This window comes from Saccharopolyspora flava, from assembly GCF_900116135.1.
In the GTDB taxonomy this organism is placed as follows: Bacteria; Actinomycetota; Actinomycetes; order Mycobacteriales; family Pseudonocardiaceae; genus Saccharopolyspora; species Saccharopolyspora flava.
The window spans coordinates 1,143,135-1,166,131 of the sequence record NZ_FOZX01000001.1 but is presented as its reverse complement, the minus strand read 5'-3'; the positions used below and the strand labels follow the sequence as shown (position 1 = coordinate 1,166,131).

At 70.2% G+C, this 22,997-nt stretch carries 20 protein-coding genes; 17 read left to right on the top strand and 3 right to left on the bottom strand.

Annotated elements, in window-relative coordinates; all coding sequences use genetic code 11:
- The first annotated feature begins 636 nt into the window (after window positions 1–636).
- The 7 genes from BM424_RS05270 to tsaD all read left to right on the top strand — a co-directional run bounded on the left by BM424_RS05270 (window position 637) and on the right by tsaD (window position 7,291).
- The gene (locus tag BM424_RS05270) at window positions 637–3,411 is read left to right on the top strand and encodes a nitrate- and nitrite sensing domain-containing protein (protein WP_093414072.1); all 2,775 of its coding nucleotides are present in this window, start codon (window positions 637–639) and stop codon (window positions 3,409–3,411) included.
- Complete coding sequence (locus tag BM424_RS05265) at window positions 3,408–3,824, top strand: roadblock/LC7 domain-containing protein (RefSeq protein WP_093414071.1); 417 nt, start codon at window positions 3,408–3,410, stop codon at window positions 3,822–3,824. Before BM424_RS05270 ends, BM424_RS05265 begins: the two co-directional genes overlap by 4 nt.
- Before the next feature lie 5 nt (window positions 3,825–3,829).
- Entirely contained in the window at window positions 3,830–4,201 is a 372-nt protein-coding gene (locus BM424_RS05260) for a DUF742 domain-containing protein (protein ID WP_093414681.1), read from the top strand.
- Window positions 4,182–4,781 carry a GTP-binding protein gene (locus BM424_RS05255; RefSeq protein WP_093414069.1) on the top strand — a complete coding sequence of 200 codons (600 nt, stop codon included), beginning with the start codon at window positions 4,182–4,184 and terminating at the stop codon, window positions 4,779–4,781. Before BM424_RS05260 ends, BM424_RS05255 begins: the two co-directional genes overlap by 20 nt.
- A 340-nt stretch (window positions 4,782–5,121) precedes the next feature.
- The gene (gene tsaB / locus BM424_RS05250; protein WP_093414068.1) at window positions 5,122–5,760 is read left to right on the top strand and encodes a tRNA (adenosine(37)-N6)-threonylcarbamoyltransferase complex dimerization subunit type 1 TsaB; all 639 of its coding nucleotides are present in this window, start codon (window positions 5,122–5,124) and stop codon (window positions 5,758–5,760) included.
- 5 nt (window positions 5,761–5,765) lie between these two features.
- Entirely contained in the window at window positions 5,766–6,242 is a 477-nt protein-coding gene (rimI, locus tag BM424_RS05245) for a ribosomal protein S18-alanine N-acetyltransferase (RefSeq protein WP_093414680.1), read from the top strand.
- On the top strand, window positions 6,239–7,291 hold the full coding sequence (gene tsaD / locus BM424_RS05240; protein WP_093414066.1) for a tRNA (adenosine(37)-N6)-threonylcarbamoyltransferase complex transferase subunit TsaD: 1,053 nt from the start codon (window positions 6,239–6,241) through the stop codon (window positions 7,289–7,291). Before rimI ends, tsaD begins: the two co-directional genes overlap by 4 nt.
- 1 nt (window position 7,292) lies before the next feature.
- Here tsaD and BM424_RS05235 read toward each other — a convergent pair whose 3' ends face one another.
- Window positions 7,293–7,865, bottom strand: coding sequence for a SanA/YdcF family protein (locus BM424_RS05235; RefSeq protein ID WP_093414678.1), 573 nt, complete (start codon window positions 7,863–7,865; stop codon window positions 7,293–7,295).
- 696 nt (window positions 7,866–8,561) lie between these two features.
- Here BM424_RS05235 and groES point away from each other — a divergent pair.
- Both groES and groL read left to right on the top strand, forming a co-directional pair.
- Entirely contained in the window at window positions 8,562–8,852 is a 291-nt protein-coding gene (groES, locus tag BM424_RS05230; protein WP_093414065.1) for a co-chaperone GroES, read from the top strand.
- A 120-nt stretch (window positions 8,853–8,972) separates the two neighbouring features.
- Complete coding sequence (groL, locus tag BM424_RS05225; protein ID WP_093414063.1) at window positions 8,973–10,595, top strand: chaperonin GroEL; 1,623 nt, start codon at window positions 8,973–8,975, stop codon at window positions 10,593–10,595.
- A 173-nt stretch (window positions 10,596–10,768) separates the two neighbouring features.
- Here the strand turns inward: groL and BM424_RS05220 are convergent, their stop codons facing one another.
- Window positions 10,769–11,074 (bottom strand): WhiB family transcriptional regulator, encoded by a 306-nt coding sequence (locus tag BM424_RS05220; RefSeq protein WP_093414062.1) that lies wholly within the window; start codon window positions 11,072–11,074, stop codon window positions 10,769–10,771.
- A 208-nt stretch (window positions 11,075–11,282) separates the two neighbouring features.
- Between BM424_RS05220 and BM424_RS05215 the strand changes: the two genes are divergently transcribed.
- The 4 genes from BM424_RS05215 (at window position 11,283) to BM424_RS05200 (ending at window position 15,430) form a co-directional block, all read left to right on the top strand.
- Window positions 11,283–12,395, top strand: coding sequence for a MerR family transcriptional regulator (locus tag BM424_RS05215; protein ID WP_342742591.1), 1,113 nt, complete (start codon window positions 11,283–11,285; stop codon window positions 12,393–12,395).
- A 297-nt stretch (window positions 12,396–12,692) separates the two neighbouring features.
- Window positions 12,693–13,289 (top strand): response regulator transcription factor, encoded by a 597-nt coding sequence (locus tag BM424_RS05210; protein ID WP_029536209.1) that lies wholly within the window; start codon window positions 12,693–12,695, stop codon window positions 13,287–13,289.
- Window positions 13,290–13,789: 500 nt separating this feature from the next.
- The gene (locus BM424_RS05205) at window positions 13,790–14,362 is read left to right on the top strand and encodes a sigma-70 family RNA polymerase sigma factor (protein ID WP_093414059.1); all 573 of its coding nucleotides are present in this window, start codon (window positions 13,790–13,792) and stop codon (window positions 14,360–14,362) included.
- Window positions 14,363–15,430, top strand: coding sequence for an anti-sigma-D factor RsdA (locus tag BM424_RS05200; RefSeq protein WP_093414057.1), 1,068 nt, complete (start codon window positions 14,363–14,365; stop codon window positions 15,428–15,430).
- Window positions 15,431–15,656: 226 nt separating this feature from the next.
- Here the strand turns inward: BM424_RS05200 and BM424_RS05195 are convergent, their stop codons facing one another.
- Entirely contained in the window at window positions 15,657–16,028 is a 372-nt protein-coding gene (locus BM424_RS05195) for a DUF5319 domain-containing protein (protein WP_093414677.1), read from the bottom strand.
- Between the two features lie 287 nt (window positions 16,029–16,315).
- Between BM424_RS05195 and guaB the strand changes: the two genes are divergently transcribed.
- The 4 genes from guaB (at window position 16,316) to guaA (ending at window position 22,873) form a co-directional block, all read left to right on the top strand.
- Window positions 16,316–17,827, top strand: a complete 1,512-nt coding sequence (gene guaB / locus BM424_RS05190) for an IMP dehydrogenase (RefSeq protein WP_093414055.1) — start codon at window positions 16,316–16,318, stop codon at window positions 17,825–17,827.
- 169 nt (window positions 17,828–17,996) lie between these two features.
- On the top strand, window positions 17,997–19,127 hold the full coding sequence (locus tag BM424_RS05185) for a GuaB3 family IMP dehydrogenase-related protein (RefSeq protein ID WP_093414054.1): 1,131 nt from the start codon (window positions 17,997–17,999) through the stop codon (window positions 19,125–19,127).
- A 246-nt stretch (window positions 19,128–19,373) separates the two neighbouring features.
- Complete coding sequence (locus BM424_RS05180; RefSeq protein ID WP_093414052.1) at window positions 19,374–21,074, top strand: GMC family oxidoreductase N-terminal domain-containing protein; 1,701 nt, start codon at window positions 19,374–19,376, stop codon at window positions 21,072–21,074.
- A 188-nt stretch (window positions 21,075–21,262) separates the two neighbouring features.
- Window positions 21,263–22,873, top strand: a complete 1,611-nt coding sequence (guaA, locus tag BM424_RS05175; RefSeq protein WP_093414051.1) for a glutamine-hydrolyzing GMP synthase — start codon at window positions 21,263–21,265, stop codon at window positions 22,871–22,873.
- The last annotated feature ends 124 nt before the right edge of the window (window positions 22,874–22,997 follow it).

The following is a 22,997-nucleotide window of genomic DNA, read 5'->3' as shown; positions in this document are numbered from 1 at the left end:
AAATTCATTTCCGGTGGCCGGGAGTAGTCACGCTGCGGCATTTGGCCGTGAATGTCACTTCCCGTGACCGGAACCGATTCGAAGATGACTTTCCGGGGTTGTTCGACTTCCTCTGGGTCGGGGGAAATGCTGCATGAAAAGTCGGTGCGGCCGGTTTTTAGCCAGCCAACGTCGCGAGAGCCTACCTGACGGTAGAGAAGTCCCTGAATCGCCCTTTGGGTAGCGTTTCGGTTGGGCTGAACGGAGCAATTCAGCGTAGTTCCAGTCTATTTTGGCCGGGCGGCCAGCCAGGGATGGATCGCTGCAGAACGGACTCTCTAGGCGGCCGAGTTCGGGGTGGTTCGGGCTCGATGGGATAAGTGGCAATGCAATTCAGCATTGCCGACCGCGTCTGCTAATGTTCCGAACATCCTGCACGACCAGCGTATATAACAATTGTGTCGATAGGTTCCATAAGCGCGTTGACCACGTATGACGGCGGTCCTAGGCTGCGTCGTCATCTGATGCGCCGATGGGCCCGAGATTTTTCGGCGCTCCCGCCGGACCCGGCCGTTTCGCGGCATCTGCCGCTCACCCGGGCGGGCGCGAGTTCTTCTTGCTGCGGCCAACCAACGGAGAAGGTTTGAGACGAGGTCCATGTCAACGCTGAAACGCCTCTTCGCCTCCGGCACGATCCAGGCGCGACTGTTGGCCATCGCACTCGTTCCGAGTGTCGCGGCCCTGCTCGTCGGCGTCGGCTTGTCGGGGTACCTGATTTTCCACGGCCTGAGCGTGCAGAACTACGTCGGCAGACTCGCCGACGCCAAGGACCCCTCGGCCCGCTTCATGGCCAACCTGCAGGACGAGCGCCAGCTCAGCCTCGTCTACCTGAGCAACCGCAGCCAGCGGTACAACCTCGACGACGTCCGCAAGAAGTTCGACGCCTCGGTGGCCGAGATGGACTCCGTGGCCGAGGAGTTCGCGCGCGGTGTCCCGAGCGACGCGCGCGGCAACTTCGACGAGTTCCGCTCGCAGATGGCGACCGTCAAGGAAGTCCGCAAGCAGATCGACGGCGGCCCCGCCGAGCTGGACGCGGTCTACAAGTTCTACAACGGGCTCTACGACGCCTACGTCATGAGCCTGCGGACCTACGTCCGGTACGCCCCGGACGCCCAGGTGTCCTACGAGAGCTCGGTGTCCGCCGACCTCATGGACGCCGCCGACGCGATGGCGCGAGGCCACGCGCTGGCGCTGGGCCGCACCTCGGTCGGCATGACGCCCGCGCAGTACCACGAGTACGCGCACCAGATCGGCGCCTTCCACGACAACCTCAACTCGCTGACCCCGCGCATGACGCCGGTGGAGCAGCAGAACTACACCGACCTGCAGAAGGGCTCGGCGTGGTTCCGCGTCGACGCCGTGCAGGACGCGATGGAGGTCGCCGGTGGCAAGGCCGCCGCGGGTGAGGTCATCCGCGTCCCGGTCAGCACCACCGACTGGATCAGCGCCTCGCACGACCTGGCCCAGGAGCTCAACGCCCTTGCCAGCTCGCACTTCCAGTACGCGCTGGACCTCGGCGGCACGGTCGTCGACGAGACGCTGCTGACCTCGCTGATCACCGGCGCGATCATCGTGCTCATCGTCGCGATCGTGTTCCTGATCGCGCTGCGGCTGTCGAACCTGCTGGTGCGCAGGCTCAACCGGCTGCGCAGCCAGACCCTGGCGCTCGCGCAGCAGGAGATGCCCTCGGTCGTGGCGCGGCTGCGCAACGGGAAGCAGGTCGACGTCGAGAACGAGGTGTCCTGGCTGCGCTTCGGTCACGACGAGATCGGTGAGGTCGCCGACGCCTTCAACGAGGCGCAGCGCACCGCGATCCGCGCGACCGTCGCCGAGGCCGAGACCCGGCAGGGTGTCCGCTCGGTGTTCCTCAACATCGCCCACCGCAGCCAGGTCATGGTCCACCGCCAGCTGCAGGTGCTGGACAAGGCCGAGCGCAAGCTGGAGGACCCGGACCAGCTGGAGCTGCTGTTCCAGCTCGACCACCTCGCGACCCAGTCCCGCCGCAACGCCGAGAACCTGATCATCCTCGGTGGTCAGCGGCCCGGTCGACAGTGGCGCAACCCGGTCCTGCTGCACGACGTCGTGCAGGGCGCGGTCGCCGAGACCGAGCTCTACGCCCGGGTCGAGATCCAGCAGCTGCCGGAGATCTCGGTGCAGGGCCGCGCGGTCGCCGACCTCGTGCACCTGCTCGCCGAGCTGGTGGACAACGCGACCTCGTTCTCGCCGCCGGAATCGCACGTCGAGGTGCGCGGCAACGTGGTCGGCAAGGGCATCATCGTCGAGATCGAGGACCAGGGCATCGGCCTGGAGCCGGAGAAGCTCGACGAGCTCAACCAGATGCTGGCCAGCCCGCCGGACTTCGCGGTGATGGCGCTGTCCGAAGAGGCCCGGATGGGTCTGTTCGTGGTCGCCCAGCTCGCGGGCAGGCACGGCATCAAGGTCACCCTGCGCGACTCCGCCTACGGCGGCATCCGCGCGGTGGCGCTGATCCCGAACCACATCGTCGCCGACCGCGGCCCGCAGACCGAGCGCCAGGAGCGGATCGAGCAGAGCGGCTCGCAGCCCGCGATCGCCGCCGAGCCCGAGCCCGAGCAGGAGGCCCGGCAGCCGCGCAAGCGCTGGATGGAGGGCCGGCTCGACCCCGACGTCGCGCCCGACCCGATCGGGCCGGACAGCCCGATCACCCCGCACAACCCGGTGGGCCCCGAGGCGACCACGCAGCGCTGGACCCGCCCCGGCACCAACGGTTCCGGTCCCGCCACCGGCGAACTCGGTGTGCCGCAGCAGAACCCGGCCGAGCACCGGCGTCCGGTCGCTCCCCGGCCTCAGCAGCCCTCGCAGCCGCAGCAGTCGGCGCCGCCGCAGCAGCAGCGGCCGCCGGAACCGCCGCGCCAGCCCGAGTACCGGACGCCGGAACCGCGTCCCGATCAGCAACGACCGGTGACCGGGCCGCGGATCACGCCCGAGACTCCGGCGAACATGCCGGGGCTGTCGTCGAACATGCCCAACGCGTCTGGTGAAATCCTCCCGACGGAGGTTGTTGCCAATGGAACCAACGGCTCCGGTCCGCCGAAGAGCGGTACCACTGCCGGAGTTTCGGTGAACACTTCGGTGTCGAGCTCGGCCGACAAGCCGCCGCTCCCGCAGCGCCGGCGCGGTCAGAAGGCCAATCTCGCGGCGCCGCTGCGCGCCCAGATCGACCAGGGCCCCAAGACCGAGGCCGCGCCGCAGCAGCCCGCTCCCAGCAGCGGCCCGCCGCGGACGCCGGACCGGTTCCGCAACAGCATGAACGCCTTCCAGACAGGCACCAAGCGAGCGCGCACCAACGATGCGAACAACGAGGCTGCGCGGCCAGGAGGAAACGAGGCATGACGCTGAAGGCTTACAGCAAGGAAGTTGACTGGCTGCTCAACGATCTCGTGCAGCGGTTGGCCGGTGCGGACAAGGCGGCGCTGCTGTCCTCCGACGGTCTGCTGCTGGGCAAGACGCCGCAGCTGGGCCAGGCCGACGCGGAGCACCTGGCGGCGGTCGCTTCCGGCTTCCAGAGCCTGTCGAAGGGCGCCGCGCTGCAGTTCAACGGCGGCGACGTCTACCAGACGGTCGTGGAGATGGCGAACTGCTTCCTCATGGTCACCGCGGCCAGCGAGGGCGCCTGCCTGGCGCTGATCGCCGCGGCGGACGCCGACCTGGGCATGATCGCCTTCGAGGCCAACCGCATGGTGACCCGGGTGGGCAACTACCTGAGCTCCGCGCCCCGTGCCGCCGGTTCTCCCCTAGATGCGTGACCGCGATGTCAGGCGGGCGAGGATGGTTCGACGAGGACGCTGGACCGGTGGTGCGTCCGTACGCCTTGACCAAGGGGCGTACGCGGGCCACGAGCTACGAGCTCGACCTGATCACGCTCGTCGTGGCGCGCCAACCGCTGCCGCCGAACGCGCGTGCGCTGTCACCCAACTACCAGCGGGTTCTGCAGGGGTGCGGATATCCGGTCTCGATCGCCGAGGTCGCCGCCCGGGCAGATCTCCCGCTGGGAGTGGTGAAGATTCTGATCAGTGACTTGATCGAGCGTGACTACGTGGTCTTCGGACCGGATTCGTCGCCGACGACCGGGCCGAGTCTCGACATGATGCAGAAGGTGCTGGATGGGATCCGCAAACTCTGAACAAGCCAGCCTGAACGCGGTCGCGGCGAAGATCCTCATCGCCGGTGGCTTCGGTGTCGGCAAGACCACCCTGGTGGGGTCGGTCAGCGAGATCGTGCCGCTGCGAACCGAGGAGACTCTCACCGAGGCCAGCGCCGGGGTCGACGACCTGACCGGTGTGGAGCGCAAGACGACCACCACGGTGGCGTTCGACTTCGGCCGCATCACCATCAGCTCGGATCTGATCCTGTACCTGTTCGGCACCCCGGGCCAGGAGCGCTTCTGGTTCATGTGGAACGAACTGGCCAACGGGGCGCTCGGGGCGATCGTGCTGGCCGACACCCGGCGACTGGACACCTGCTTCGCGGCGATCGACTACTTCGAGGGTCGCGGGCTGCCGTTCATCATCGGCGTGAACTGCTTCAACGGCACGCAGATCTACGACCCGGAGGAGGTCCGGCGCGCGCTCGACATCGACGAGAACGTGCCGATCATGCTCTGCGACGCCCGGCAGCGGGAGTCCAACAAGCAGCTCCTGACGACCCTGATGGAACACGTCATGGCCGTCACCCGAGCCAAGCAGCAGCACGCCATGCGCTGACCCCGGCACCGGTTCCCTCAGCGCTGCACCCCAGCCCTGACCCCGGCACCGGTTCTCAGCGACCGGCACCCAGCACCGGCCCACCCGGCGCTGATGCACTCAGCGCGCGAACCTCACCACGCGCGGCGGCCCCCGGCACCGACCGGGGGCCGCCGCGCATCCGCACCCCGGTCCCGGGACCAGGGGCCGTGGTCCCGGGAGGCTCGTGCGTCACCAGGCGACAGTTTTAGCCATAACTGTCCGGACATTTCGGACGCGAACCCCGGGTGATTCTGGCAAAAACTGTCCCCTGGCGACCCGGAGGACGCCCGTGACCAGCGCTGACGTAAGCTGAACAGCTGTGCTCGTCATAGCGCTGGACACTTCGACGCCCGCGGTCACGGCCGGCCTGGTCGCCCTCGACGACGGACTCCCGCGGGTTCTCGCCGAGCGCGTCACGATCAACCCCCGCGCGCACGGCGAACTGCTCATGCCGCAGCTGGTCGACGTCCTCCAGGAAGCCGGTCGCGGCTTCACCGACGTCGACGCGATCGTCGCCGGGATCGGCCCGGGCCCCTTCACCGGCCTGCGGGTCGGCCTGGCCACCGCCACCGCGCTCGGCCAGGCCTGCGACGTGCCGGTGCACCCGGTGTGCGGCCTCGACGCGATCGCGGCGGCCGCCGAGGTGACCGGGCCGCTGCTGGTGGCCACCGACGCGCGCCGCAAGGAGACCTACTGGGCCGCCTACGACGGCGCGACCCGCGTCGACGGCCCGCACGTCGCCAAGCCCGCCGACGTCCCGACCGAGGGCTACCCGGTCGCGGCCGGTGAGCTCGCCGAGGCCGTCGGGCTGCCCGCGGTCGGCCCGAAGTACCCCACGCCCGCCGGGCTGGTGGCCGCGGCGACGCTCGACGCCGACCCGGAGCCGCTGGTCCCGATGTACCTGCGCAGGCCCGACGCCCAGGAGCCCGGCGAGCGGAAGTCGGTGCTCACCCGGTGAGCGAGGTGGAGGTGCTCAAGCTGCGGCGGTCGGACCTGCGCCGCTGCGCCGAGCTGGAGCAGGTGCTCTTCGCCGGGGACGACCCGTGGTCGCGGGCGGCGTTCTCCGCCGAGCTGGACCAGGGGCACCACTACGTCGGCGCCTACCTCGACGAGCGGCTGATCGGCTACGCGGGCTTGGCGGTCAACGGCCGCCCGCCGCACGTCGAGGCCGAGGTGCACACCATCGGCGTCGACCCCGAGCACCAGGGCGAGGGCGTCGGCAAGGCGCTGCTGCGCGCGCTGCTGCGGCGCGCCGACGAGCACCGCGCGACGACGTTCCTGGAGGTGCGCACCGACAACGAGGCCGCGATCGGGATGTACCGCGCCCACGGCTTCGAGATCGTCGGGCTGCGCCCGCGCTACTACCAGCCCTCGGGGGCCGACGCGCACACCATGCGACGCGAAGCTGCGGGTGCCCCGCAGGGAACGGAGGCGTCATGAGCGAGCGGATCGTTCTCGGGATCGAGAGCTCCTGCGACGAGACGGGAGTCGGCCTCGTCCGGCTCTCCGACGACGGCCGGGTGGAGCTGCTGGCCGACGCCGTGGCGTCCAGCGTGGACGAGCACGCGCGGTTCGGCGGCGTCGTCCCGGAGATTGCCAGCCGCGCGCACCTGACCGCGATGGGGCCGACGATGCGCCGCGCGCTGGAGGATTCGGGACTCGCTCTGTCCGATGTGGACGCGATCGCGGTCACCGCGGGACCCGGTCTGGCCGGGGCGCTGATGGTCGGCGTCGCCTCCGCGAAGGCCTACGCGACCGCGCTGAACGTGCCGCTGTTCGGGGTGAACCACCTCGGCGGGCACGTCGCGGTCGACACCCTGGAGCACGGTCCGCTGCCGGAGCGCTGCCTGGCGCTGCTGGTCTCCGGCGGGCACAGCCAGCTGCTGCTGGTGGAGGGCGTCGGCGAGAAGATCACCGAGGTCGGCACGACCATCGACGACGCGGCCGGCGAGGCCTACGACAAGGTGGCCCGCATCCTCGACCTGCCCTACCCGGGCGGCCCGCCGATCGACCAGCAGGCCAAGCTCGGCGACCCGAAGGCCATCGCGTTCCCGCGCGGGCTCACCGGGCCGCGCGACGCCCGGCACGACTTCTCCTTCTCCGGCCTGAAGACCGCCGTGGCGCGCTGGGTGGAGACCGAGCGGCGCGAGGGCCGGGAGATCCCGGTCCCGGACGTGTGCGCCTCCTTCCAGGAGGCGGTCGCCGACGTGCTCACCATGAAGGCGGTGCGCGCCGCGCAGGACCACGACGTCGACACGCTGGTGATCTCCGGTGGTGTGGCGGCGAACTCGCGGCTCTCGGGGCTGGCGCGCGAGCGCTGCGCCGCCGCCGGGATCGAGCTGCGGGTGCCGCGGCCCCGGCTGTGCACCGACAACGGCGCGATGATCGCCGCGCTGGGCGCGCACGTGCTGCACTCCGGAGCCAAGCCGTCGCCGCTGGACATGCCCGCGAACCCGGGCCTGCCGGTGGACACCATCGTCGTGCAGTAGGTCAGCGGGGCAGCCAGAAGGCCTTCACCGTCGCGAGCAGCTCGCGGCGGGTCGCCCGCGCGTTGACCCGGCGCAGCCCGTCGGCGGCCGCGTCGTGCCCGACGCCGCAGGCGTCGATGCCCAGCCGCCGCGCCAGCGCGATCGAGCGCCGCAGGTGGAAGCGGGTGGTCACCACGATCAGCGAGCGGTGGTGCTTCGCCGCGGTGCGGCACGAGGAGTAGGTGTCGACGCCGGTCTCGTCCAGCACGACGGCGTCCTCGGGGATCCCGCGCGACAGCAGGTACCGCCGCATCACCGCGGGTTCGCTGTGCCCCCGGGACTCCGGCGATCCGCTGACCACGACGGTGCGGACCTTCCCGGCCCGGAACAGCGCCACGGCCACGTCCAGCCTGCCCTGCAGGATGCGGCTGGGAACCCCGTCCCACCGGACCCCGGCGCCGAGCACCAGCGCGACCTCGCTCTCGGGAGCGCCGTCCACGCTGCGGACCCGGCCGGCGCTGCGCCCCCACGCCCAGATCAGCGGGAGGACCAGGCCCCCGAACGCGACTCCCACGACCACCCACAGAGCACGCACCGCCACAGTTTCCCATCCCCGCTCCGGGAGGGTCCGACGTGATCACGGCCGCGCCCCGGGTCTCCGGGAGCGCGGCCGTGTCATCGCGGCGGCCGGGTGTCCGGCGCGCCAGGGGGTCTCGGGGGCGTCCTTACTTCGGACGCCAGCTTCCGCGGGTCGGGGGGCCGGACGGACCAGGCGGGCGAGCGGGTCGGGGACGTCGCTCCCACGGCCGGTTCGCGGGCTTGGAGAGGGCTGGCATGCCGAGCAACCTAGGGCACCGGACGCCTCAGGTGTGAACCACCCGGCGACATTGGTGAGATTCCCCGCATGCCGATCTACCTGCGATGATCACGCTGCGCGCAGTGGAGGTGACGATGTCGCAGGTGAGCCCGGGCGGGGTGATCGACACCGGGTGCCACCACTGCGGGTGATGCCGTCGCCCCGGTGGGTGAACACGCCCTGACACGACACGCCGGGGCGTGTCGCGCGGGTTCAATGAACCCCGCCGGTCGGCGGTCTCCGGCGGTGCCGTTGAATGCGCGGAGTCGCGTTCCGCCGAGCGGGTGAGCGGGTGGTTGTTGAGCGTTGGCACTCTCCTGGGTAGAGTGCTAGTAGCACGGCGACACCGCGACCCGGCACCCGCGACGACGGGGAGCAACGGAGCCGTCATTCCCAGCCAACGCTTCGAAGGCCCCAGAAGGTGGAGGTCACACCGTGGCGAGCATCAAGCCGCTTGAGGACAAGATCGTCGTCCAGGCGAGCGAGGCCGAGACGACGACTGCGTCCGGCATCGTGATCCCGGACACCGCCAAGGAGAAGCCCCAGGAGGGCAAGGTCCTGGCTGTCGGCCCGGGTCGCATCGACGACAAGGGCAACCGCATCCCGGTGGATGTGAAGGAAGGCGACGTCGTCATCTACTCGAAGTACGGCGGCACCGAGGTCAAGTACAACGGCGAGGAGTACCTGATCCTCTCCGCCCGCGACGTGCTGGCCGTCGTCAACTGACGCCAGATCATCGTGCGCCCACCGAGCGTGGGCTCAGCCGCCCCGGCGGTCCCGACCGCGGGACCGCCGGGGCGGCTGCATGTCGGGGATCAGGCACACATCTGAAGGGCTGTAGCAACAATGGCTAAGCAGATCACCTTCGACGAGCCGGCGCGCCGCGCACTGGAAAGCGGCGTCAACCAGCTCGCCGACGCGGTGAAGGTCACGCTCGGGCCGCGCGGCCGGCACGTCGTGCTGGACAAGCAGTTCGGCGGACCGCAGATCACCAACGACGGCGTCACCATCGCTCGCGAGATCGAGCTCGACGACCCGTTCGAGAACCTGGGCGCCCAGCTCGCCAAGAACGTCGCGACCAAGACCAACGACGTCGCCGGTGACGGCACCACCACCGCCACCGTGCTCGCGCAGTCGCTGGTCAAGGAGGGCCTGCGCAACCTCGCCGCGGGCGCGAACCCGGCGGCCCTGAACAAGGGCGTCACGCTGGCGGCCGAGGCCGTCGTCGAGGCGCTCAAGGCCAAGGCCACCCCGGTCAAGGGCCGCGACAACATCGCCCAGATCGCCACCGTGTCCTCGCGCGACGAGACCATCGGCGACCTGATCGGCGAGGCGATGGAGAAGGTCGGCGAGGACGGCGTCGTCAGCATCGAGGAGTCCTCGACGCTGGCCACCGAGCTCGACCTGACCGAGGGCGTGCAGTTCGACAAGGGCTTCGTCTCGCCGCACTTCGTCACCGACGCCGAGCGCCAGGAAGCCGTCCTGGAGGACGCGCAGATCCTGCTGCACCGGGAGAAGATCTCCAACATCCAGGAGCTGCTGCCGCTGCTGGAGAAGGTCGTCGAGGCCGGCAAGCCGCTGCTGATCGTGGCGGAGGACGTCGAGGGCGAGGCGCTGTCCACCCTGGCCGTCAACGCCGTGCGCAAGACCCTCAAGGTCGCCGCGGTCAAGGCGCCGTACTTCGGCGACCGCCGCAAGGCCTTCATGGACGACCTGGCGATCGTCACCGGCGCCCAGGTCATCGCCCCCGAGCTCGGCCTGAAGCTGTCCGAGGTCGGCCCCGAGGTGCTGGGTTCGGCCCGCCGCGTCACCGTCACCAAGGACGAGACGACGCTGGTCGACGGCCGCGGTGCCGCCGAGGACGTCAAGGACCGCGCCGCCCAGCTCCGCAAGGAGATCGAGGCGACCGACTCCGACTGGGACCGCGAGAAGCTGCAGGAGCGGCTGGCCAAGCTGGCCGGCGGCGTCGCGGTGATCAAGGTCGGTGCGGCCACCGAGACCGAGCTCAAGGAGCGCAAGTCCCGCATCGAGGACGCCGTCGCGGCCGCCAAGGCCGCCGCGGAGGAGGGCAGCGTGCCCGGCGGCGGGTCCGCCCTGATCCACGCGGCCAAGTCCCTCGACGGCGACCTCGGCCTGACCGGTGACGAGGCGACCGGTGTCCAGCTGGTCCGCCGCGCGCTGGACGCGCCGCTGTTCTGGATCGCCGCCAACGCGGGCCAGGAGGGCGCCGTCGTGGTGTCCAAGGTCCGCGACCTCGACTGGGGATCCGGCTACAACGCCGCCACCGGCGAGTACGGCGACCTGGTGCAGTCCGGCATCGTCGACCCGCTGAAGGTGACCCGCTCCGCGGTCTCCAACGCGGCCTCCATCGCCCGCATGGTGCTCACCACCGAGAGCGCCGTCGTGGACAAGCCGGAGGAGACCGAGGAGGAGGCCGGCCACGGGCACGGCCACGGCCACGGCCACTGACCTGGTGAGAGCGGCCGAGCCGCTCGCCGAGAACGAAGAACGGGGCGGTACCCACCTGGGTACCGCCCCGTTCTCTTGCCTCCCGCCGGGCGCGAATGACGCCCCTCGTGCCATTCGATCCCGGCTTCACCTGATCCGCGGCGCTTTCCCCCACCGCCGATCGAGGACTCGGGTCAGCTGGCCGCTACCGCCAGCTGCTGGCGCTTGCGCGCCTTGATGATCACTTCGCGCTCCGATTCGGACAGCCCGCCCCAGATGCCGTACGGCTCCTGAACCGCCAGTGCGTGCGTGCGGCACTGGGCGAGAACCGGGCAGTGCTGGCATACCTCCTTCGCCTTCGCCTCACGCCTGGCTCGGGCCGGACCTCGCTCTCCGTCCGGGTGAAAGAAGTACGCGCTGTCCATCCCCCTGCACGAGCCCCGTATCTGCCAATCCCAGATATCGGCGTTCGGTCCTGGAAGACGTCGAGTGTCTGCCATTGCGACAACCACCTCCTACCGGTGGATCCCCTCCCTCGCTACGGCGGGACCGCCGCAGCCTCGCATGATCCGACCGTAGAACCGAGTCAAAACTTGTTCAACCCCTTTCGCGCCAAAAGCTGTTCATCGTTGGTGTGATCCTTGGAAATGGGGTGATCGAAGTCCGACCCGCTTGCTCTCGACGGACGAGAACCGGAATATGTCCGGCGTGACGACGCGGCCTGAACCAGTTGTGGGGGTGGACGCCCCCGAACCGCTCGGCGACGCTCCCTCGGGCGAGCCGGCGGTCGCGTCGGAGACGGCAGCGCAGGCACCGGAGGAGATCGCCCTGGACGACGAGCCGAGGCTCAGCGTCGCCGCGGTCGCTCGCAGGCTCGGCGTCGCACCGGCCACGCTGCGCACCTGGGACCGCCGCTACGGGCTCGGGCCCAGCGACCACACCAGCGGCAGGCACCGCCGCTACGGGCCGGACGACATCGCCCGCCTGGAACAGATGCAGCGCGCCCTGCTGCGCGGCGCCTCCCCGATGGAGGCCGCCCGCTACGCGCGCACGGTCGCCGCACCGCCGCCTCAGCGGCGCGTGGAGGATCCGTCGCGTGCCGAGTCGCCCGATGAGGGCCCGCTGCTGCTCTCCGGCGTCCTCGACGGCGAGGAGGGGTTCGCGCCCGCCGGTGCCAACACCGGCGGCCGGGGCCTCAAGCTCTCCGGGGCGAGCCCGCGCGCTCGCGGCCTCGGGCGGGCGGCGCTGGCGCTGGACTCCTGGTCGGTGCAGCGGCTGCTGATCGAGGCGATGGACGCCGACGGCGTGGTCCGCACCTGGCAGGAGATGCTGCAGCCGGTGCTGCGCGCGGTCAGCGAGCGCAGGCAGCGCTCCGGCACCGGTGTCGAGGTGCTGCAGCTGCTGCACGACTGCGCCTCGACGGCGCTGCGCTCGGTCATCGCGGGCGCCCCGAAACCGCAGAACCCGCGTCCCGCGGTGCTCGCGCCGGTTCCCGGCGAGGGGCAGGAGCTGGAGCTGGTGGCGCTGGCGGCGGTGCTGGCCGCGCAGGGCGTCGGGCACCGGTTGTTCGGCGCCGCGCTGCCGCGCGAGGGCCTGGCCGCGGCGGTGAAGCGCTCCGCGCCCGCTGCGGTCGTGCTGTGGGCGGACCAGCCCTACTACGCCGCGCCGCGCGTCCTGGACGACATCCCGATCACCCGGCAGCGGGCCCGCGCGTTCGTCGCGGGGGCGGGGTGGTCGCCCGAGGCGCTGCCGGGTCACGTGGAGCTGCTGGGGTCGCTGGAGGCCGCGGTGACGCGCGTGTCCGACGCGGTTCTGGGCTGAGTTGAGTATGATGTGACCTAAATCACAGAACCGTGCGCGGGGTCGTTTTCGATGTTCGTTCGGACGGGCGAAGTGATCGTCACATTCGCAGCGATCGGGTGAACACCGCAGGTATGGCGGGCGAGCCGCCCCATTCAAGGGGTAACGATCCGACCCTGCTCCGTTATGGTGAATGTCCCTCACGTGTGTCAGCCGCCAGGATTCTGGACGGATTAAGCACCGGATCGTGTCAAGGTTTCGCCCACTGCGTCCGATAGGGCTTGTGGAACGTCACTCGCCTGCAGGAAAGGAGTTCCCGTGACGACGGTCCTGATCTGCGATGACCGACGTAGCGTCCGGGAAGGGCTCACTCGTGTGATGTCGGCTGTCCCCGGAGTGAGCCGGATCGATTGCGTTGCGCACGGCGACGAGCTGCTGGCCCGCTTCTCGCGGCAGGCCGTGGACGTCGTGCTGGTGGGAACGCAGCGCGCCGTGCCCAACGGCGTCGAGGCCACCCGGCGGCTCGTGTCCGCGCACCCCCAAGCCAACGTGATCGTCTTCGGTGCCCCCGACGACGCGGCGAGCATCGCCGCGGCCATCGCCGGTGGTGCCCGCGGCTACCTCCGCTGGGACGCGTCCCGGCCGGAGCTCGTCGCCGCGCTCGCGCACACGCTCGCGAGCACCTCGGTGCCCGCACCCCGTCAACCGTCCGACCCCGGCGTGCAGCTCACGGAGCGCGAGCTCCAGGTGCTGCGCGGCATGAGCCAGGGCAAGAGCAACGGCCAGATCGGCCGCGAGCTCTACCTCTCCGAGGACACGGTCAAGACCCACGCTCGCCGGCTGTTCCGCAAGCTCGGCGTTCGCGACCGCGCTCAAGCGGTGGCGCACGGGTTCCGCCGCGGCCTCGTCGCCTGAACCGATGATCAGGCGGCACCGGCCGGTTTCGGGGGAGGCCGGTGCCCGTCCGATGAAAGCGACTTCGGGTGAGCTGACGCTTCGGTAGCGGCTGTGGCTCGCCTCGCGCACGATCCCGCCGCCGCGTTTCGCGGCGACGCAAGGGATTTCGTGACGTGAGCCACAGCCGCCTCCGGTCGGCAGATGATTCGGGTGCCGGCGGCGAGAACCTTCTCCGCTCCGGCCGTCGCCGCCGCCGGGCGCCCGCGGGAGACGATGTGAAGATCGTCTCCGATTTCTCCCACGCGCACCACCAAGATGTCGGTGGCCAGCTCAAACGCCACCGGCCCCGGCTTCTGGTAGATGTGGATGTGTGACGACGACGGCCCCCGATCCCCGGTCCCTGTTCTGCGGACGCCTCCTGCCCGGTACGGTGGCCACGGCGCGGCGTGCGGTGCACGCGAAACTCGCCGGGCAAATCCGAATCGCTTGAACGCGTAACACCAGGGCTGCTGTCTGCGATGACCAATGTGGGGGACGGGCTGGACGCTCTTGTAAGCGCCGCCGTCGACGGCGATCGTCAGTCGATTGAGCGCTTGCTGGCCGAAATCCGTCCTTTGGTGGTGCGGTACTGCCGCGCCAGGGTCGGACGAAACGAGAGGTCGTTCGCTTCGGCGGACGACGTGGCCCAGGAAGTGTGCCTGGCGGTACTGACCGCGCTGCCCACTTACAAGGACCAGGGTCGTCCCTTCTTGGCGTTCGTGTACGGCATCGCCGCGCACAAGGTGGCTGATGCGCACCGTGCGTCAGCTCGCAACCGTTCCGAACCGGTCGCGGACATGCCGGACACCCCGGAGTCCGAGGCCGGTCCAGAGCAGCGGGCGATGCAGGGTGAGCTCTCGGGCAGGATGGCGCAGTTGCTCCAAATCCTCCCGGCCAAGCAGCGGGAAATCCTGCTGCTCCGGGTGGTAGTCGGGCTGTCGGCGGAGGAAACCGCCGAAGCGGTCGGCTCGACACCGGGTGCTGTGCGCGTGGCACAACATCGCGCACTGGCCCGGTTGCGGAAGACGCTGTCCGCGGAGGAGGTGGTCTGAATGGCTGAGCGGAAAGGGCCCGACGGGGAGCTGGGAGGCATCCCGCACGAGGAGTCCGCCCCGGAGCAGGACCGTTCGACCCGTGCAGACGAGCGGGACTCGGCTCCCGCTGAGAGATCCGCAGACGAGGGAACGGAACTGAGCGACAACCACCGGGACTCCGGCTCGAACGAGCCCGAGACCTCCCGCGACGAGGCCGGTGCCGAGGTGCTGACCTTCCGTCCGCGCGGTGACGCGGACGAGGAGCTCACCGACCTCGACGACTTCAGCGACGAACCGATCGACCTGGCGGCGCTGCAGGAGGACGACCTCCTGCTGGACGCGCTGGGCGGGACCAACCCCGACGTTCCCGCGTCGGCCGACGGCTCTCCCAGCCTGGAAGAGCTGCTCGTCGCCTGGCGCCAGGACGTCGACTCCGCGCCGATCGGTGATCTGGTGGACACCGACACCGCCGCCGCGGCGATCGCCGAGGCCGGCCGGCCGCGCAGCTTCCTGCGCCGCAGGCACCTCGTCCCGGTGGCCACCGCGGCAGCGGTTCTGATGATCACCTTCACCGGTGTCGGCGTGGCCGCCCGCGACGCGCAGCCCGGCGACATGCTGTGGGGCGTGGCCCAGGTGCTCTACACCGACCACACCCGCGCGGTGCAGGCCGCGGCGTCGGCGCGCACCGACCTCGACACGGCCGAGAGCGCCGTGGACCGGGGCAACCGGCTGGCCGCCGAGGAGGCGCTGCGCTCCGCCAAGGAGCACATGGCCAAGGTCGACGCCGAGAACGGGCTCTCCGAGCTCAAGGCCGCGCACGAGTCGCTGACCAAGCGCATCGACCGCGGTTCCGGCAACTCCTCGCACACCTCGACGCCGACGACGACGCTGCCGCCCACGACGCAGCCGTCCCCGTCGCAGCCGCTGCCGCCCAACCCGGGCGTGCCGCCGACCGGCAGCAGCACGCCGCCGTCGAGCACCTCCGACCCGACCTCGCCGACCACGTCGCCGAGCGAGACCAGCAGCTCGGAGAGCTCGTCAGGCGGATGGTTCTGGCCGAACCAACCCCAAACCTCAACTCCCTGAGATCACGAAGAAGGGGCTTCTCTCATGAAAAGAGGAGCCCCTTCTTTTGCTTGGCGGTGCGGGTAGCGGAACCTCAGACGCCTTCTGGCTCCGGGATCCGAGGCTTATGTATGCCAATACACGACACGTCGGCTGTCCTCACCAGAAGACGTCTGAGAACCCGCGGCGGTGCCAGTTGCTCAGGTGGGGTAAGGAGAAACCGCCTGCGGCGGTTGCCTGACGAGGGTCAGAGCGTGGTTTCGCTCTCGGTCATTCCGTCTGCGTAGCCGCGGCAGTACTCCCACGTCACGTACTGGCCCGGGTCCGGGTCGAAGGCCGGTTCGTGGGGGCGCATGCGGCCGTCGTGCAGCAGCTGGGACAGGCTGGAGCGCAGCAACTCCCAGTCGTGGTAGTGGCACTCTCCGCAGTCCGCGCAGTCGACGACGATGCCGCGGACGCCCCGCGGCTCCAGCAGCGCCTGGTAGACGGCGAGATCGGTCAGGTCGGCGAGCAGCTCGGCGCGTTCCTCGTCGCCGAGCGGCGGGCCGTCCTCGGCGTCGTGGTCACCGAGTGCCATGCTCGGATCGTCCGGATCACCCGCGAAGGGGTCTGGTGGCATCGGATCGTGCGGCACGGCCCGCACGGTACCGGGCGCGTCGTGCGCGCGGGGCTGTCGGGGCGGTTTTCACACGCCTGCGACCACGGTCCGTGGTGTGGCGCACCCCTGGTGGGACGGGGGATCGGCGCCCTGACCTGTGGTCTCTATCATTTGGGGAATCCCGTATCCGGACTCCGCGTTGCTACTCAGCACAGCTGAACGCTTCGACGCGATCGCCGTGGTAATCCCAGCAAGCCGCACCTTGAAGGTTTGTGGGCCATATCGTGAAGGAAGGCACATCCCTCGCCATGACCAGCGAACTCTCCGCTCCCGGCCTCCCCGATAAGTTCGCGACGCTGGGTCTGACCTTCGATGACGTGCTGCTGCTGCCCGACGAGTCGGACGTCATCCCGAGCGCGGTGGACACCTCGACCCAGCTCTCGCGCAACGTCCGCCTGCGCGTCCCGCTGCTCTCGGCGGCGATGGACACGGTGACCGAGGCGCGGATGGCGATCGCGATGGCCCGCCAGGGCGGCGTCGGCATCCTGCAGCGCAACCTCTCCGTCGAGGAGCAGGCCGCGCAGGTCGAGGTCGTCAAGCGCTCCGAGGCGGGCATGGTGACCCAGCCGGTGACCTGTTCCCCGGAGGACACCCTCGCCGAGGTCGACGCGATGTGCGCCCGCTTCCGGATCTCGGGCCTGCCGGTGACCGACCCGGACGGCACGCTGGTCGGCATCATCACCAACCGCGACATGCGCTTCGAGGTCGACTACACCCGCAAGGTGCGCGAGGTGATGACCACGACGCCGCTGATCACCGCGCAGGTCGGCGTCACCGCCGACGCGGCGCTGGGCCTGCTGCGCCGCAACAAGATCGAGAAGCTGCCGATCGTCGACGGCGCGGGCAAGCTGCGCGGCCTGATCACCGTCAAGGACTTCGTCAAGACCGAGCAGTACCCGAGCGCCACCAAGGACCCCGACGGCCGGCTGCTGTGCGGCGCGGCCGTGGGTGTGGGCGCCGACTCGCACGAGCGCGCGATGGCGCTGGTGGACGCGGGCGTGGACGTGCTGATCGTCGACACCGCCCACGGCCACTCCCGCGCGGTGCTCGACACCGTGGCGACGCTGAAGAAGGAGCTGGGCAACTCCGTCGACGTCATCGGCGGCAACGTGGCCTCCCGCGCGGGCGCGCAGGCGCTGGTGGACGCGGGCGCGGACGCGGTCAAGGTCGGCGTCGGCCCGGGCTCGATCTGCACCACCCGTGTCGTCGCCGGTGTGGGCGTGCCGCAGATCAGCGCGATCTACGAGGCCAGCATGGCCTGCAAGCCCGCCGGTGTGCCGATCATCGGTGACGGCGGCATCCAGTACTCCGGTGACATCGGCAAGGCCATCGCCGCCGGTGCCAGCTCGGTGATGCTGGGCAGCCTGCTCGCCGGCACCGCCGAGTCGCCCGGCGACCTGGTGCTGGTCAACGGCAAGCAGTTCAAGGTCTACCGGGGCATGGGCTCGCTGGGTGCGATGCAGTCGCGCGGCCAGGCCAAGTCCTACTCCAAGGACCGCTACTTCCAGGACGACGTGCTCTCCGAGGACAAGCTGGTGCCGGAGGGCATCGAGGGCCGGGTCCCGTTCCGCGGCCCGCTGTCCCAGGTCGTCGACCAGCTCGTCGGCGGTCTGCGCTCGGGCATGGGCTACACCGGCTCCACGACGATCCCGGAGCTGCAGGAGGCCAAGCTGGTCCGGATCACCGCGGCCGGGCTCAAGGAGTCCCACCCGCACGACATCACGATGACCGTCGAAGCCCCGAACTACACGACCCGCTGAGGTCCGTCGGACCTCTTCCGAGAGCCCGGTGCCCGCGTGGCGCCGGGCTCTCGGTCGCTCTGGGTGATCTCGCGGGTTCGGGTGGTGATCGGGGGACCCCGCGCGGCGGAGACGGGGTCCTTGCGGCGAGAATGTTGCGCTGGACATCCGCCGCTAGGAGGGACACACGGTGCGGGATCAGGTTGAGATCGGGATGGGCCGGACCGCCATGCGCGGCTACGACTTGGACGACGTCGAGATCGTGCCCTCGCGGCGCACCCGCTCGTCCAAGGACGTGTCGCTGGCCTGGCAGATCGACGCCTACCGCTTCGACATCCCGGCGATCACGCACCCGACCGACGCGGTCGTCTCGCCCGCCACGGCGGTGCGGATGGGTGAGCTCGGCGGCCTGGGCGTGCTCAACGCCGAGGGGCTGTGGGCGCGGCACACCGACGTCGAGGACAAGATCGCCGACGTCATCCGCCTCGCCGAGGAGAGCAGCGACCCCGAGGCCCCGATCCGGCGGCTGCAGGAGCTGCACGCCGCGCCGCTGCGGCTGGACCTGCTGTCGGAGGCCCTCAAGCAGGTCAAGGACTCCGGTGTCACGGTCGCGGCCCGCGTCAGCCCGCAGCACGCCGAGGAGCTGACCCCCGACCTGCTGGCCGCGGGCGTGGAGATGCTGTTCGTGCAGGGCACGATCATCTCCGCCGAGCACGTGGCCCGCGACGGCGAGCCGCTGAACCTCAAGAGCTTCATCAACGAGCTGGACGTGCCCGTGGTCGCCGGTGGTGTCGGCGACTACCGGACCGCGATGCACCTGATGCGCACCGGCGCGGCCGGCGTGATCGTCGGCTTCGGCCAGTCCCGCGCCGCCACGACCACGCAGGTGCTGGGCATCGGCGTGCCGATGGCCACGGCCATCGCCGACGCCGCCGCGGCGCGCCGCGACTACCTGGACGAGACCGGCGGCCGCTACGTGCACGTCATCGCCGACGGCGCGCTGTCGTACTCGGGTGAGATCGCCAAGGCGATCGCCTGCGGCGCCGACGCGGTGATGCTCGGCGAGTCGCTCAGCGAGTCCACCGAGTCGCCCGCCCAGGGCTACTACTGGACGTCGGCGGCGGCGCACCCGAACCTGCCGCGCAGCGAGATCGTCGGCTTCACCGGCACCGACGCGGACCTGGAGAAGATGCTCTTCGGCCCGTCCAGCGACCCGTACGGCACGCTGAACCTGATGGGCGGTCTCCGCCGCGCCATGGCCAAGACCGGCTACCGCGACCTCAAGGAGTTCCAGAAGGTCGGCCTCATGCTCCGAGGCTGACCCAACCCCGGAATTCTCCCGGTGCCCCTCCTGGCCCGAGGCCGCCCCACTGGGGTGCTCGGTCCGGGAGGGGGACAGTTTTAGCCATAATTGTCCGGACATTTCGGACATTGATCATGGGTGATTATGGCTAAAACTGTCCGCTGCCGAGCGCTCCGCCACCGGAGGGCGCCGCGGGAAGCGCCTCGGGCCGAGTCCCGAGCGGGGTCTAGCTACTCGCGAGTAGTTTCGCTTACGCTGTCGCGCATGGCACAACGTGGTGATGGCGGTACCGATTTCGACGTGGTGGTCATCGGCTCGGGCTTCGGCGGCAGCGTTGCCGCGCTGCGCCTGACCGAGAAGGGCTACCGGGTCGCGGTGCTCGAAGCGGGACGGCGGTTCTCCGACGAGGAGCTGCCCAAGACCTCCTGGGACCTGCGCAAGTTCCTCTGGGCTCCCCAGCTGGGCTGCTTCGGCGTGCAGCGGATCCACCTGCTCCGCGACGTGCTCATCCTCGCCGGTGCCGGAGTCGGCGGCGGGTCGCTGAACTACGCCAACACCCTCTACCGGCCGCTCAAGCCCTTCTACCAGGACTCGCAGTGGGCGCACATCACCGACTGGGAGTCGGAGCTCGCGCCCTACTACGACCAGGCCACCAAGATGCTCGGCGTCATCGAGCAGCCCTCGGAGACCCCGCACGACGTGGTGATGAAGCAGGTCGCGGCCGACATGGGCGTCGCCGACACCTTCCACCGCACGCCCGTCGGCGTGTACTTCAACGAGCCCGGCCGCACCGACGCCGACCCGTTCTTCGGCGGCGCCGGACCGGCGCGCACCGGCTGCACCGAGTGCGGCGCCTGCATGACCGGCTGCCGCGTCGGGGCGAAGAACACGCTGGTCAAGAACTACCTCTACCTCGCCGAGAAGCAGGGCGCGGAGATCTTCCCGCTCACCACCGTCAACCGGCTCGGCAAGGGCCGCGACGGGCGCTGGCGGATCGCGACCTCGCGCACCGGCGCCAAGCTCAACCGCAAGCCGAAGATCTTCAGCGCCGACCAGGTCGTGGTCGCCGCGGGCACCTGGGGCACCCAGAACCTGCTGCACCGCTGCGTCGACAACGGCGACCTGCCGAAGCTGTCGAAGCGGCTGGGCACGCTGACCCGCACCAACTCCGAGGCGATCATCGGCTCGCAGATCGCGGAGGTCGACCCGGAGCGCGACTTCTCCACCGGCGTGGCCATCACCTCCTCGTTCCACCCGGACGAGGACACCCACATCGAGCCGGTCCGCTACACCAAGGGCGCCAACGCGATGGGCCTGCTGCAGATCCCGGCGACCCGCGGCGGGCGGGGCTCGCGCTGGAAGCAGCTGGGCAAGTTCCTGCGGGAGAACCCGAAGCTGTCGCTGCAGATGCTGTCGGTGCGCGGCTGGAGCCAGCGCACGGTGATCCTGCTGGTCATGCAGAGCCTCGACAACTCGCTGACCACCAGCGTCAAGCGGATCCTCGGCAAGCGGCTGCTGACCTCCAAGCAGGGGCACGGCGCGCCGAACCCCAGCTACATCGAGGCGGGGGAGCAGGCCAACGAGCTCGTCGCCGAGAAGATCGGCGGGATCTCCGGCGGCACCTGGGGCGAGATGTTCGACATCCCGATGACCGCGCACTTCCTCGGCGGCTGCGCGATCGGCGACAGCCCCGACACCGGCGTCATCGACCCGTACCACCGCGCGTGGTCCTACCCGGACCTGTCGATCGTGGACGGCTCGGCAGTCAGCGCCAACCTCGGCGTGAACCCGTCCCTGACGATCACCGCCCAGGCGGAGCGAGCCTTCTCCCTCTGGCCCAACAAGGGCGAGGCCGACACCCGCCCGGACCAGTCCGAGGGCTACCGCAAGGTCACCCCGGTCGAACCCAAGTCCCCGGCGGTTCCCCCGACGGCCCCCGCGGCCCTCCAACTCCCCCTCGTCTGACGCCGTCGCCACCCCGAGGTCAAAAACTGCAACATTCATCGGTCAAAAACCGCGGTTTTCGTCGGGTCGAATATCGCGGTTTTCGACCGGGCGAATACCGCGGGTTGTGACCTCGGGTGGGGAGCGGTAGTGCGGGCCGATGCGGTTGTGGCCTTGGTTACCTGCGACAATGTGCGGACCGCAGTGCGATGGCCAAGGAGGTCGGCGACCACGTGTCCGGTTCCGCAAGCAACAGCGCCACAGGGCCTGTTCTCGTTGTCGACTACGGCGCCCAGTACGCCCAGCTGATCGCTCGGCGGGTGCGCGAGGCGCAGGTGTACTCCGAGGTCGTCCCGCACGACACCCCGGTGTCGGAGATGGTCGCCCGCGACCCCGCGGCGATCGTGCTGTCCGGCGGTCCTTCCAGCGTGTACGCCGAGGGCGCGCCGCAGGTGGACCCGGAGCTGTTCAACGCGGGCGTTCCCGTGTTCGGCATCTGCTACGGCTTCCAGGCGATGACCTCCGCGCTCGGCGGCACCGTCGAGCACACCGGCACCCGCGAGTACGGCCGCACCGAGGTCGAGATCAGCGGTGACGGCGGACGGCTGCACAACGACCTGCCCGGCCACCACCCGGTGTGGATGAGCCACGGCGACTCGGTCAGCAAGGCCCCCGAGGGCTTCCAGGTCACCGCAGGCACCAAGGACACCCCGGTCGCCGCCTACGAGAACATCGAGCGCCGGCTGGCGGGCGTGCAGTACCACCCGGAGGTCGTGCACTCCCCGCACGGCCAGGAGGTGCTGCGCCGCTTCCTGCACGAGATCGCCGGCGTCCGCCCGCAGTGGACGACCTCGTCCATCGTGGACGACACCGTGGCCGCGATCCGCGAGCAGATCGGCGACCGCCGCGCCATCTGCGGCCTGTCCGGCGGCGTGGACTCCGCGGTGGCCGCAGCGCTCGTGCAGCGTGCCATCGGCGACCAGCTGACCTGCGTGTTCGTCGACCACGGCCTGCTGCGGGCCGGTGAGCGGGCGCAGGTCGAGCGCGACTTCGTCGCCGCCACCGGCGTCAAGCTGGTCACCATCGACGCGGTCGACCGGTTCCTGGGCGCGCTGTCCGGGGTCACCGACCCCGAGGAGAAGCGCAAGATCATCGGCCGCGAGTTCATCCGCGTCTTCGAGCAGGCCGCCCGCGACCTGCAGGCCGAGGCCGGTGCCGCGGGCGAGCAGATCGACTTCCTGGTGCAGGGCACCCTCTACCCGGACGTGGTGGAGTCCGGCGGCGGCTCCGGCGCGGCCAACATCAAGAGCCACCACAACGTCGGCGGACTGCCCGACGACCTCCAGTTCTCGCTGGTCGAGCCGCTGCGCGCGCTGTTCAAGGACGAGGTCCGCCGGGTCGGCCTGGAGCTGGGCCTGCCCGAGACGATCGTGCACCGGCAGCCGTTCCCCGGCCCGGGCCTGGGCATCCGCATCATCGGCGAGGTCACCGCAGACCGGCTGGAGACGCTGCGCGCCGCCGACGCCATCGCCCGCGAGGAGCTCACCGCCGCCGGCCTGGACCGCGACATCTGGCAGTGCCCGGTCGTGCTGCTGGCCGACGTCCGCTCCGTCGGCGTGCAGGGCGACGGCCGCACCTACGGCCACCCCGTCGTGCTGCGCCCGGTCTCCAGCGAGGACGCCATGACCGCCGACTGGACGCGCCTGCCCTACGACGTGCTGGAGCAGATCTCCACCCGCATCACCAACGAGGTCCCCGACGTCAACCGCGTGACGCTGGACGTCACGTCCAAGCCCCCGGGCACCATCGAGTGGGAGTGACGGTTTTACCCCTCTGTGGGCACCCTGCTTGGCGGTGCGGGTAGCGGAACCTCAGACGCCTTCTGGCTCCGGGATCCGAGACTGATGTATGCCAATACACGGCGCTACGGCTGTCCTCCCCAGA